Genomic DNA, 12,519 nt, shown 5'->3' with positions numbered 1-12,519 from the left:
CCTTCGTTGGCGCTGTGGTCGGCGTTTTCGTTGGTGCCTTTGTCGGTACTGCGGTCGGCATCTTCGTTGGCACTGCCGTTGGTGCCGCCGTCGGTGTATTCGTTGGTTCTGCCGTCGGTGCCTTTGTCGGTTCCGTGGTTGGCTTCTTCGTTGGCACTGCCGTCGGTGCCTGCGTTGGTACCGGTGTAGCTACCTGAACCCAGTTTGCCATATAATATGGATAGCCAATACTTCCCTTCTCGATCGTCACGGTCATCTGCGGCTCTGATAAGTTACTGCCGGTCCATCCGATAAACTGATATCCTGCGCGTTCCGGAATCGGAAGTGTAAAGTCCTCCGTTTCAACCGTGAACTTATCCGGTCCCTTGTGTACGCCCCACTCTCCGCCGTTTAAGTTGTAACTGATCGAATATACATCTGCTGTCCATACCGCCTTATAATACTTATCACCGGTAGTCTCACTACCCTTCACAGCAATCACATCCTGCGGAGTGTCACCGTTATCTCCGATCCAGCCCTTAAAGGTATAACCGGCTCTGGTTGGTTTCTGATAAATATAAGCTTCCTTCTCGATCGAATAACTCTCCGGTGCCGACCAGTTTGCATCAAACGTGCCACCGCCCAGATCATAATGGATCGTGTATTCAACAGGCTTCCATGTTGCCTTAAAAGTCACATCACCCGCCGGCATTTTCGTTATATCCGCCCATGGAGTTCCATCGGAATCAACCCAGCCTTCACAGGTGTAGCCCTCTCTTGTCACGTCCGGAAGATCAATACTCTGTCCATATGGAACGCTCTCCTGAAGATAAGATGCCCCGTCCTTGGTGGCACCGTTTAAATCCCACTTTAACTGGTAAGATGCTCTCTTATAATAAAACCTCGCAACTGTTTTACCGTCCGCTTTTACGGACACTTTCTCGTTTCGTTCGGTGTCCGGCACAAAGCCGGGTTGGGGACTGTCAGACGCCGTTACTGTCGTCTCTGCCTGAGCCATCCCGATTCCCTCCTGTACTCTGGTTGGCTCATCTTCGTAATTGCCGTCAAAATCTGCCAGGAAATATGCCGCCGTATAAACGGTGCTTCCCGGAGAAAACTTCCATTCCGCACGAAGTGACGTTGTGGACGTTACCTGCCGGTCAAAATCATAGATAACAGTGTCGCCGCTTTCCATATCATCGACATACCAGCCCTTGAAGGTCCAGTCGATCTTACCCGGAGTAAATTCCGGACATTCCGCTTTCTTTCCCTTGCGGACGATCTGCTTGTCAATGTTCTTCATCAAGGTATTGTCTTCATCCCAGAAGCTGACCGTATAGTAATCGATCGTGATCTTACGGTTATGACCGGTTACCTCAACATCCTCATCGGTATCTTCCAGTGTCTCCCCATCGTACACATAAATATCGTAGGTTCCGTCCTCCACACTCATACTGTCCTCAAATGCACTTGCACCCTGCTTCTTGAGGTAATAGCTGTTCTCGGATTCCGACCATACTTCTCCGTCCTTCTTCGTCGTAATCTGCACGGTGGACAGAAACGGTACTGCTGTATCGGAAGGCTCAGGAGTCTGAATATCCGTTGCAGACGGCGTCTGTGTCGGAACGCTCGTCTCCGTTGCAAACGGTGTCTTCACAGGATCTGGTGTATTAATCGGCTCCTGTGTCTGAATGTCCGTTGCAGACGGTGTTTTAATTGGCTCCGGTGTCTGAATGTCCGTTGCAGACGGTGCTGTGCCGGTCGGCTGACCGGACGCCGTTCCCGCAGATACCCCCGGTTTTGCAGATGCAGCAGGACTCTTGACCGGTGCTGACGCAGTCGGACGCTGGGAATTACGCGGAGCCAAAGTCTGATTGCTTCCGTTCGTTGCCTGTGGTGCATTCGTCTGTGGCGCAAATGAATAAACATCTGCCGATGCCTGCACATTATTCTTCCTGACTGTTACGCGGCACTTCAGAGTCTTCTTCCCTACCTTTGCCTTGATCACAGTCTTTCCTGCCTTCTTGCCCTTGACAACTCCCTTTTTGGTGACAGAGGCAATTTTCTTTTTGGTGCTGGTCCATTTTACTTTCTTTCCGCCGGCATTTTTCACACGCAGCCTTATCTTTTTTCCCACCCGGATCACAGCCTTGCTCTTGTTAAGCTTCGGCTTTTTGGCTGCCAGTGCAGCCCCGGGAACATCGACACATGTCACCATCATTGCGAATGACATTGCCCATGCAGCCGCCTTCAATACCTGTTTGTTTCTCTTCATTCCTTACACCTCATTTTCTAATATAATCTCCCTTGACGAAAATCATTTCGTAACATTATACAGATATTAACATAATATAGTATATCAGCATTTTTTTCAATATTTTTAGAGTTTTTGCATAATTTTTATAAAATACGCCATACTATTTCATGCAACAATCACAATGGTGTCACGAGAAATTCTCCTGACCGAATCATTATCACTTAGAAAAGAGGTATAATTATGGCAAAAAATTCATCAAATTCGACAAATGCTGACAATAGCTACAATTCTTCCAAGAATGCCGGCAACGCTTCAAACACAAGCAATGCTTCAAACACCTCAAACAAGAGCTCAAACAAAATGAAGAACAGCAGCAAGAACACAACCCGAAACTGCCACACTTCCGACGAGTCTGACCGCTATTAATCCGGTCTGTTTCCGAAGCAACGCATTGATTTTTTTGGGGGCTTCATGCCCCCTTTACATAATGTTGAGATCAGGGGGCGGTCCCATGAATTATCGCGTGATATCAGAAAAAACGTTAAACGAATATCTTCAGGAGGCGGATACTTTGCTGATCGATCTTCGCAGCCGCAGTGATTATGAAAACCGGCATATTCCCGGTGCTGTCCGGCTGGACTGGGAACGTGCCGTCAGCGAATTTCCATCACTGCTCAAGGACTACGAAGCCGCTCACAACAGGCTGCCGGCGCACATCGTTCTTTACTGTGATTCCGGTCATATCAGCCTTATCACGGCAAGAGATCTTGCAGTCCGCGGCTACACGGTCATGAGCTTAAACGGTGGTTTCCACCGCTGGCACGGCACCGCCGTCTCTTGAAAATATCATGCCATTCTGCTAAAATTTTTGCGGAGGTCCGCCTCTTTGCAACAATTTATTCAGAACGGAGATTACCATGGATAGTTTTATTTTCAGTATAAACGCAACTGTACCAATCTTTGCCATTATGATACTTGGCAATATTTTTAAACGCATCGGGATTATCGATGATCATTTTGCATCAGTCGCAAACCGTTTTGTCTTCAAGGTCTGCCTGCCATGTCTTGTTTTTCTGGATCTGGCTGGCACAGATATCCGGCATCATTTTGATGTGAAATATGTCGGATTCTGCTTTGTTGCCACTCTTTTTTCGATCCTGTCGGTATGGATCGTTGCGAAGCTTACTCTGAAGGACAAGCATTCGGTCGGTGCCTTCGTGCAGGGTTCTTACCGCAGCAGCGCCGCCATTCTCGGCGTTGCCTTTATCCAGAATATTTACGGCAGCTCCGGCATGGCACCGCTTATGATCATCGGCTCTGTGCCGCTGTACAATGTTTTCGCCGTGATCGTTCTGACCTTTGAAAGCGGACACACCGGCACAGACTCCTCCGCCAATATCCGCAAGGCATTTATCAATATTCTGAAGAATCCGATCATCATCGGCATTGTCCTGGGACTCATCGCATCCTTTATCAACCTGCCGCTCCCGGGCATTGTAAGCAAATCCATCAATAATCTTGCCGTCATGACCTCTCCCCTTGCGCTGATCTCGATCGGTGCAAGCTTCGAGGGTAGAAAGGCACTGGCAAAGCTGAAGCCGACCTTTGCGGCCTCCTTCATGAAGCTTTTGGGCTGGGCAGCAATCTTCCTTCCGACCGCAGTATTCTTAGGTTTCCGCGATCAGGAGCTGATCGCGCTGCTGATCATGCTCGCCTCCCCATGCACGCCTGCGGCATATATTATGGCAAAAAATATGGATGGTGACGACATTCTTGCTTCGAGCATCGTGGTCGCCACCACCCTGTTATCTTCGGTCACCCTGACCTTCTGGATCTTCCTGCTCCGTCTGTTGAGCCTGATCAGTTAATGTCGGGGATTCACCTATAATATTTCTTATGTCCCGATTATTTGAAATATAATTTTGCCTGCCAAGGCACTTGAAAATCCGTGAACTCTGTCTAAAAAATTGTCTTGTCACTGACGGATTTTGAAAAGTCTAATTGCTTTGCTGCTTTGATATTTGATAAACGCATCCTACCGTACGCGCCCCGAGGTGGGATTCAGGTGTTTCGAAAGGCACTTGCACCCGCCGGTACTTACGCCCAAGTTTCACAAATACATATTTATAATTTAGTGAATGCTTGGGGCGTTATGTACCGTTGCGTGGTGCAGTGGTAGCGGGAGCGTGCCGTCCGAAATAGCTGAGCCCACCTACGGGGCTTGATCGTTCGGATACGTATTTATCAAAGCATTGCAAAGCAAAGACTTTTCGGAAATCCTACTGATCTGCGTCAATTTTTTAGACAGAGTCCACGGATCAATTTGTTTTACGAGGCAAAATTATCATTTACCTTACAGAACATAAGAAATATTATAGGAATGCTCCAAGCTTCATCCTGGGAAGACCGAAGCATGGGAGCATTCCTTATTTCATGAGTTTATTTAGTTTGTCTGCCTGCGCGAAGCTGCTCATCTCATAGAGCACCAGCACTTCATCGGCAGGATTTTCTTCCATGTACTTGCTGACCGACCTCTTGAAGTACCGCAGATCGATCATCCGGATTTGCGCATAATCCTTCATCAGAAACGGAACCATGCTGTTTGCGAAGGAGTCCTTGAAGATCACGAGTGTTCGGTCGTTATCCGGATTTTTCATCCGGATATCCACTTCGCCGTAATTGCCGCCAAAATAAACAGCATACTTATCTTTTTCGTTCTTTTTTGCCGTGTCGTAGACGGCATCGATTTCTTTTCCATCACAGGTAATCTCCGCCTCCGGCAGATTCTCCGGAAGTTCGATCGTGTCAGGCACGGCATCGCTGTCGAGTGCCTTGGAATAAAGGGTGCCATAAAAGGCATCGCTAAATTCTTTAATATCAAAGTTCTTATAGGAGGCTGCCTTTCGTCCGACGGATTCTGTGTATGCCTTATATCCCACATATGCGCCGTACTGCGTCCAGTGATGGTCAGTCCGGTAATACACCTGCGTTTCCCCGGAAGAGTCCTGCACACCGGCTCCCTTCTGCTGCTTCCGGACTTCCTTCATGTCCTTCCGGATATCCACAAGCTTCACATTCTGTAGCGTCTCCTTTGCCGTTTTGTACATGGCATCCGCATCATACAGGGAAGCATGCTCCGGCAGCTTGTCCTTCAGAATCTGTCCCGGCGATGGCACAAGAAGCGCTGTCACCTCTGCATCTTTGCTTAAGGACGCCAGACGATTGACAAACCGCAGATTCTGAAAATAATCTGTCCGGGAAATATTCTGATTCATGATTTTTTCAAAATAATAATGATCTTTTCCGAGGTAGACCCCGCCGACATCCTTCATGCCAATTCCCTTTTTAACTGTTGTGGAAAGTGCCGTCAGCCAGTCTCTTCCCGGAAACTGATCGTTGAATGCATCCGTCAGCTCCTGCTGAACCTCTCCGGTCATCACATCCTCCGGCACCAGCTTCGGAAACTGTATCAGATATCGGTTCTCATTATCCGAATATTCTCTGTGTCCCGCTGTGACGGTCACAATTCCGCCAATCGCAAGTGCTGCGGCAAAACAAACTACAAATATAATGTCTTTTTTCTTCATGATCGATCCTCATTGTGCCGCTTCTGACACGGCATATTGATAATAAATCCGGCTGTTATTCTCTTCATTCCGGACATATTATCCTGAAATTACTTCTGTTCGTCCCAAGATCACTTGTGTCAGAAACGAAAATATAAAAATGGATTGTAGCTTCCACTGACAAGAAGTGCCACACTGATCAGAAGCAGCACTGCAAGCCCTGCCGCACGAAGCACGTACACCAGACGCTCGCCGCCTGCCGGAAATCTCTGCCCCGTTACGGTGCAAAGCCATGTACACACGCTCCGCACTGCCTTTTTCGGAAGCTGTGTGCTTCCGATCACCAGAATAAGAAGCAGCCAGCCATAGCTTTGCCAGTAATAAGCGGCGATTCCATTACCTGCCGCCACGTTGACACCAAACATGCTCTGCAGATACGAAAACAATACACTCATATCATCGCATGCAAACACCGCCCAGCCAAGCACGATGAAAAACAGTGCATAGATATGCCGGAAAATCTTCGGCCACCTCCCCATTTCCCGCAGTAAAAACAGCTTTTCCACAAGAAGCAGAACGAAGAAATAAAGTCCCCACAGGATAAAATTCCATCCGGCACCATGCCACAAACCGGTCAAAAACCACACCACCAACAGATTAAAGATCTGGCGGATCGTTCCTTTACGGTTGCCTCCCAGCGGAATGTACACATACTCCCGAAACCAGGTTCCAAGCGTCATATGCCACCGCCTCCAGAACTCGGTAATGCTCCGGGACAGATATGGATAATTGAAGTTCTCCGGAAAACGAAAGCCCAGAATATGTCCGAGTCCGATCGCCATATCCGAATAACCGGAGAAATCAAAATATATCTGAAAGGTATAGGCGATCGCACCGAGCCATGCCGCCGACATACTCATGTCGCTCTGCGGCAATACTGATATCTGCGACCACAGATCACCGATCTGATTGGCAAGAAGAACCTTTTTGGCAAGCCCAACAATAAACCGCTGTGCACCGTATGCACGCTCCTCCCAGCTTCCCCTCCGGTTCCGGATCTGCTCTGCCACATCGCTGTAGCGCACGATCGGACCGGCGATGAGCTGCGGGAACAGGCACACATACATGCCAAAATCAATGATATTATGCTGTACCTCGACCTTTCTGCGGTAAACATCAATCGTGTAGGAAAGTGTCTGAAAGGTATAAAAGGAAATACCGATCGGCAGTGCCAGCTTCAGAAGCGGCAGCGGATGACCCGTCAGCGTTCCCACACTCTCCAGCACAAAATCCGTATATTTGAAGAAACAAAGGATTCCGATATTGACAACAACCGACAGCATAAGCACCCATTTGCGGTACTGCGGTTTCTCCCGGCGGTCAAGATATTCCATGGCGATTCCGTTGGCGTAATCAAACACCGTGGAAAACAGCATGATCACGATATATCTCGGCTCTCCCCACGCATAGAAAAACAAACTCGCAATAAACAAAAAGAAATTGCGGAATCTCACCGGGCAAAGTGCATATACTGTCAGCACCACCGGCAAAAATCCGCAAAGAAACACCATACTGCTAAAAACCATTACTTCTGCCCCTTATATCTACTTAATCTGCGCGATCTTTCCGACGAGGTACGCATTACGTGTCATCGAGATATTGTTGATAAAGATCACATCCTGTACGTTATTCTTCGTGGCAAGCTTTGATACGCTTCCCTTCCAGTAACGATAATCAACAACATAAATCTTCTGATAATGATCCGCAAGATACGGAATAAACGCATTACCGTAGGACTCCTTCACAACGACACAGTTTGATCCATCCTTGATCTTCTTATTATGAATCACCGTGTATGGATTATCTCCGGCAAGAAACGCACAATATTTCAGCTGCACGCTGTATTTCTGACCATTGGCGATCACGGAGGTCTTGTAGCTGCCTCCATTCTGATCGTGGTATGTCATCGTCATTTTGTCATGATCAACCGGGAAATATGCTTTCACCTTGTCCTTTTTCAGCGTCTTGCTGCGGTTGGTATCCAGATAAAACGATCCCAGAAAGCTCCCGAAATTCTCCTGCTGATACTCGGAAAGCTCATGTGCTGTAAGTCCCTTGGCATCGCAAAATTCACGATACGCATAATAAGCCCCTCTGCTTGTCCAGTGATGATCCGTCCTGAAATAAATATATTCCTGCCGGTGGCTCATCATTGTATCATACAAAGGCACTGTCTTTACCTGATGATTCATCTTTTTATAAATGGAATGAATAGATTTCTTCTGATCGGAAGAATTGACCTTGGAGGTCTTATTATCCGGAAAGGTGATTCCCATACTGGTCGGTACAACCAGATCGTAAACATCTGCCTTTCCCTTCAAACGGGATGCCACGGTGTTGACAACAGAGGCATAATTTGACGCAGATTTCTCCACATAATTGTACAGCTCATAGGCGTTTCCGCCCAGCTTTACAGTGCCTCCAAAGCCCTGCAGCTTCGCATCCGATGTGATCTTTGCATATGACTTCTTGGTTCCGGCACTATTCCCGTTCTTATTCTCCTCGGCTGCCGCCTCTGCCGGCTTACTGCTCTCATTGACCGTGATCTCTCTCACACTGTCGGATGTATCACTGCCAGCACGGTTCGTGGAATTTCCGGCACCACATGCTGTGGTGCTGACAATACACGCCACTGTAATCATACAAAGTGCAAAAACTTTTCTCATTTCATTCCTCCGCCGAAACACATAGGTATCCTACTTCTTGCCTTTTAACTGTTCCCGGATCACACTGCCCGCCGTATCCTTGTCAGAGCATACACATGCGACGATGTATTTTCCGCTCTGAAGAATCACTGCATCATCGATCTTCTTGGCTTCCTTAGGCAGATAATCCTGAAATGACTGCTGCATATCCGTCAGATGCTGCTGCACATTCTCAATCTCCGGATCCATCCGGCTCTCGTCGTTCACTGTCATGATCAGCAGTTCATCCGCACTGGTTCCCTCCCCCATGTAAAGCACAACCTTCGTCTTATCCGAAGCGGTGGTGATCATACTCTGCGTTACAGAGTCATCCATCTTCTCAAGTGTTGTATCAAAAGGCACCTTCTCAAGAACGGTTTCGGCAAACGCATCTATGTCTAACGTCTCCGCATCCTTCTTCTGACCGCTCTCCCCAGCTTTGTCTCTGTGACTGCTGTGATCCTCAATGCCGGTCGGCGAAGAAGCCGTTGTATTTATTTCCATTTTAAATGCCCAGATGAAACTGCCAATACAAATACACTGCATACAAACAGCACATATAGCTGTTTCTTATCCTTCTGTTCAACCATGGTAACCCTCATTTCGACCTTTATCATTCGTGCTGAAAACAAAGCACCAATATGATTATATAATCGACATTTCCCATAAGTCAATAGATTTTCTCTTTTTTGCCATGGAAATGTATCCCGCTTCAAAATCCCATCATTTCTGCCCGGTGATCCGCTCCAGTGCCTCCTGCGGAAGCCTTGTATGGCAGGCAATATCCAGGATACTTTCCGTCTCATTGGCAGCATTAAAATACCACATTGCCGCCTCCGCCGGTTCACCCTGTTCCTCATAGTATGTACCCAGTTCACAGCACAGCTCCGCGCAGCCGCCCATCGCGACTCCACGCAGTGCATAGGTGAAAAAGTGTGCCACATCCTTCTTAAGCCGGTAAATATGTGTGAGCACGCAGACCGCTTCAAGAATCTCATCGTCTGTTCTGCCGTTCTGCTCAATACTCTCCAGAAAGCTCGCCTCCGCATCCAGAAAATCCTGCTCACTGCCGGCAATAAACAGTTCCATCGCATACATATGATGCAGCTTGGCAGACAGCGTGATTCCCTTGTCATGCAGCCGCTTCAGTGCTGTCAGATCCCTGCCACCATGATTATGCTCCGGCTTATGAATGATCTCGATCTCACTGTCAAAGACCACCGGATCCAGCCGCAGCGTTTCATGGATCGGATCGATCCAGGTAAAGGAACGCAGCCTGCGATACAGCTTTGGACGAAGCTCCCTTTCAAAGTTACCGGTCGTATTGCATTCGCCCATATCATTGCAGTAATACATCTGCACGATCTCAATCTCCGGAAGCAGCGCTTCTTTAAGCTGCCGCAGCTTCTCCCGGTTCGCCTCATCCAGATACTCATCCGCATCTGCCGTATATATGTAATCCATCTGTGCCTTGGACGCCGCAAAATTTCTTGCTACCGCAAAATCGTCGATCCATGCAAAATCATAGATCTTATCGGTATATTTTGCCGCAATTTCTTTGGTGGTATCCTGCGATCCGGTATCCACGATAATGATCTCATCCATCAGATCCGCCATAGAATCCAGACAGCGTGCCAGCACATTCTGTTCATTTTTCACGATCATACATAAACTGAAGGTTGCCATTTTGTCTCCTCTCCGCTCTTAGCGCCACAGGTCTCCTGTCACACAAACATCATCACAAGCTCCGCAACAAATGCTGCCGCGCAGGCACCGACCGCCACCTGCAAAAGCCCCTTCTTCCGAAATGCCAGCACTAGTGCTGCAGCCGTTCCGACACTGCCGGAGATGATTGATCCGGTCGAGGTGAAGATCGCCGGAAAAGTCATGGCTCCAAGCACCGCATACGGCACATAAAACAAAAAGGAACGGATAAACTGATTCTCCATTTTGCCACGGCAGAGGACAAACGGGATCATACGGATCAGATAGGTCACACCGGCTGATATTGCCAGGTAAATAAAAAACTTCATCGTATCCATCGCTTAGCCCTCCTCTTCTTTCACCGGATACAGCCATGCTCCCAGAGCGGAGGCTGCCACAGCACAGATAATGATCACAAAACCGGAGGATACATGACGAAACATCGGAATCCACCGGAAGCAGCAACTCATCGCCACCGCCACAAGAATGACCTCAGACACGCGGCATCCTCTCTTGCCTGCGGCAGAATGATCGCAAGGAACATACCGTAGATTGCAATTCCAAGTACATCACTGACCATCGCCGGCAAAACTCCGCCAAGCAATGCACCGAACAGCGTTCCCGCCTGCCAGCCGATAAACGGAAGACTGATCAGTCCGTAAAAATACCATTTACCGACCTCGCCCTTACGGCTGGACGCCACACCGAATATCTCATCCGTAATTCCGTAGCTTATCGCGAACCGGTGCGGCAACGTCATCGACCTGTCCAACTTCTGGGACAGCGAAAGCGACATCAGCGCGTAGCGCAGATTGATGATAAATTCCGTCAGTGCCATTTCCATATAGGCACCACTCGCTGCCATGATATCCAGGCCGGCAAACTGACCGGCTGAGGTCAGATTCATCACCGAGATCAATAACGCCTGCCACCACGTCATTCCGACAGACACCGCCATCAGTCCAAATGTAAAGCTGACCGGTACATATCCCATAGCAATGGGGATGCCGTCACGCATCCCCCTCTTAAAATCATTCATTGTACATTATCCCCGCCCCTTTGCGGGTCCCTTCTCTATATTTGTCCACACAAGGCATATTTCAATACTGCAAAAGCCTCACGTACATACATGTTGGGAACTGTATACCATTTTACACCTGTTCCCATTCCCTGTACATGGGTAAACCCCTTTTTCTTTGCAATACGGGTTGCCCGGAAAATATGAAACTGATTGCTTACGATCACTACCTTTGCCTGTGGATCCGAAATCTTATCCCTGCTGTACTGCAGGTTCTGATCCGTGTTGACCGACTTATCCTCAAGGATCAGCCGCTCCTTTGCAATGCCAAGCTCTGTCAGATATGTATACATTGCCTGCGCCTCGCTGATATCCTCACCCGGTCCTTTCCCGCCGGAAAGCACTGCACGCGTTTTCGGATTGTCATTCAGATAGCGGTACGCCTTCCGGATCCGTTTCTCCAGATTATACGACGGTTTCGCGCCATTCACACGCGCCCCCAGCACGATCACATAATCAGCTCCGGCATCCGGCTTGCTCCCGCCGTAGCCGATCAGTATCCCCTCAACGACTACAAACACAAGAGTGCCCACACCGATTACCGCAAGCAGAGTATGGTGCGCCCACACCGGCAGATGGTGTCCCTGTCTGTCAAGCAGATACCATAGAATATCACAGCCGATCAGGACACCGCCTGCAAGCAGCCAGAACCATGTAAATGTATTGTTCATCCCAACCATTGTGATATACATGATAAAATATCCGATGCATATCACACCCAGAATAAATACTATTGTCATCCAGATCCGATTCCTTTTCATAGCGTTCTCCTAATTACTGTCCGCCGGTCACATCTTCCTGTGTGGTTTCCTGTCCCACATCCTCATAATTATTATCCTGAGACGGCTTCTGCGGCTTGGCTGTCGCTGCGCTGCTGCCATCTCCCTGGCTATTATCATCCGGTGTGGACGGCTCCGTTCCATCGTCCTTCTGTGGCGCATCTGTCACAGCAGGCTCGGTGCTGGTCGTCTCGTTTTCCGTTGATGTTGCACTTGGATCGATCGTCTCCTTCGGTGCCTTTGTCGCCCTTGTGTCATCACCGGTTGTCTGATATTTGTCACCGGTGTTGTCCGAGCTTCCGGTATCATATACGAAGTCCGCATATTCCATACCGCTATGCAATTCTCCCATAAACTCATGCCAGATGTAAAGCGGATATGTGCTTCCGTACAGATTACTTACCGCTCTCGG

General features: G+C 48.5%; 14 protein-coding genes. 3 read left to right on the top strand and 11 right to left on the bottom strand.

Features of this window, described 5'->3' with window-relative positions:
- Nucleotides 1-2,254, bottom strand: a 2,254-nt coding sequence (locus DXA20_RS15360) for an InlB B-repeat-containing protein (protein WP_199877097.1), incomplete at its 3' end; no start/stop codon positions are given.
- A gap of 222 nt (nucleotides 2,255-2,476) precedes the next feature.
- Between DXA20_RS15360 and DXA20_RS15355 the strand changes: the two genes are divergently transcribed.
- The 3 genes from DXA20_RS15355 (at nucleotide 2,477) to DXA20_RS15345 (ending at nucleotide 4,104) form a co-directional block, all read left to right on the top strand.
- On the top strand, nucleotides 2,477-2,662 hold the full coding sequence (locus DXA20_RS15355) for a hypothetical protein (RefSeq protein ID WP_022305872.1): 186 nt from the start codon (nucleotides 2,477-2,479) through the stop codon (nucleotides 2,660-2,662).
- Nucleotides 2,663-2,747: 85 nt separating this feature from the next.
- Complete coding sequence (locus tag DXA20_RS15350) at nucleotides 2,748-3,077, top strand: rhodanese-like domain-containing protein (RefSeq protein ID WP_022305873.1); 330 nt, start codon at nucleotides 2,748-2,750, stop codon at nucleotides 3,075-3,077.
- Between the two features lie 76 nt (nucleotides 3,078-3,153).
- Nucleotides 3,154-4,104: an AEC family transporter gene (locus tag DXA20_RS15345; RefSeq protein WP_118561977.1), complete on the top strand. Its 951-nt coding sequence runs from the start codon at nucleotides 3,154-3,156 to the stop codon at nucleotides 4,102-4,104.
- A 558-nt stretch (nucleotides 4,105-4,662) separates the two neighbouring features.
- On the opposite strand, the gene DXA20_RS15340 is transcribed toward DXA20_RS15345, so the two are convergent.
- From DXA20_RS15340 to DXA20_RS16280, 10 genes are all read right to left on the bottom strand, one after another.
- Entirely contained in the window at nucleotides 4,663-5,823 is a 1,161-nt protein-coding gene (locus DXA20_RS15340; RefSeq protein WP_118561975.1) for a DHHW family protein, read from the bottom strand.
- 119 nt (nucleotides 5,824-5,942) lie between these two features.
- On the bottom strand, nucleotides 5,943-7,388 hold the full coding sequence (locus DXA20_RS15335) for an MBOAT family O-acyltransferase (RefSeq protein WP_118561973.1): 1,446 nt from the start codon (nucleotides 7,386-7,388) through the stop codon (nucleotides 5,943-5,945).
- 18 nt (nucleotides 7,389-7,406) lie between these two features.
- Nucleotides 7,407-8,528: a DHHW family protein gene (locus DXA20_RS15330; RefSeq protein WP_118561971.1), complete on the bottom strand. Its 1,122-nt coding sequence runs from the start codon at nucleotides 8,526-8,528 to the stop codon at nucleotides 7,407-7,409.
- 30 nt (nucleotides 8,529-8,558) lie between these two features.
- Nucleotides 8,559-9,050, bottom strand: coding sequence for a DUF4358 domain-containing protein (locus DXA20_RS15325; RefSeq protein ID WP_158577257.1), 492 nt, complete (start codon nucleotides 9,048-9,050; stop codon nucleotides 8,559-8,561).
- A gap of 219 nt (nucleotides 9,051-9,269) precedes the next feature.
- The gene (locus DXA20_RS15320) at nucleotides 9,270-10,232 is read right to left on the bottom strand and encodes a glycosyltransferase family 2 protein (protein ID WP_118561967.1); all 963 of its coding nucleotides are present in this window, start codon (nucleotides 10,230-10,232) and stop codon (nucleotides 9,270-9,272) included.
- 38 nt (nucleotides 10,233-10,270) lie between these two features.
- The gene (locus tag DXA20_RS15315; protein ID WP_022305881.1) at nucleotides 10,271-10,588 is read right to left on the bottom strand and encodes an AzlD domain-containing protein; all 318 of its coding nucleotides are present in this window, start codon (nucleotides 10,586-10,588) and stop codon (nucleotides 10,271-10,273) included.
- A 3-nt stretch (nucleotides 10,589-10,591) separates the two neighbouring features.
- Entirely contained in the window at nucleotides 10,592-10,750 is a 159-nt protein-coding gene (locus tag DXA20_RS18180; RefSeq protein ID WP_330421083.1) for a hypothetical protein, read from the bottom strand.
- Nucleotides 10,717-11,289, bottom strand: coding sequence for an AzlC family ABC transporter permease (locus DXA20_RS15310; RefSeq protein ID WP_330421082.1), 573 nt, complete (start codon nucleotides 11,287-11,289; stop codon nucleotides 10,717-10,719). Before DXA20_RS15310 ends, DXA20_RS18180 begins: the two co-directional genes overlap by 34 nt.
- A 35-nt stretch (nucleotides 11,290-11,324) precedes the next feature.
- Nucleotides 11,325-12,089, bottom strand: a complete 765-nt coding sequence (locus tag DXA20_RS15305) for a YdcF family protein (protein ID WP_118561965.1) — start codon at nucleotides 12,087-12,089, stop codon at nucleotides 11,325-11,327.
- Nucleotides 12,090-12,102: 13 nt separating this feature from the next.
- Nucleotides 12,103-12,519 (bottom strand): hypothetical protein (locus DXA20_RS16280; RefSeq protein ID WP_199877096.1); only part of this gene is annotated, 417 nt, incomplete at its 5' end.

It is taken from the genome of Roseburia sp. AM59-24XD (assembly GCF_003478445.1).
Lineage (GTDB): Bacteria > Bacillota > Clostridia > Lachnospirales > Lachnospiraceae > Jutongia.
This window is presented reverse-complemented; position numbering and strand designations above follow the sequence as displayed.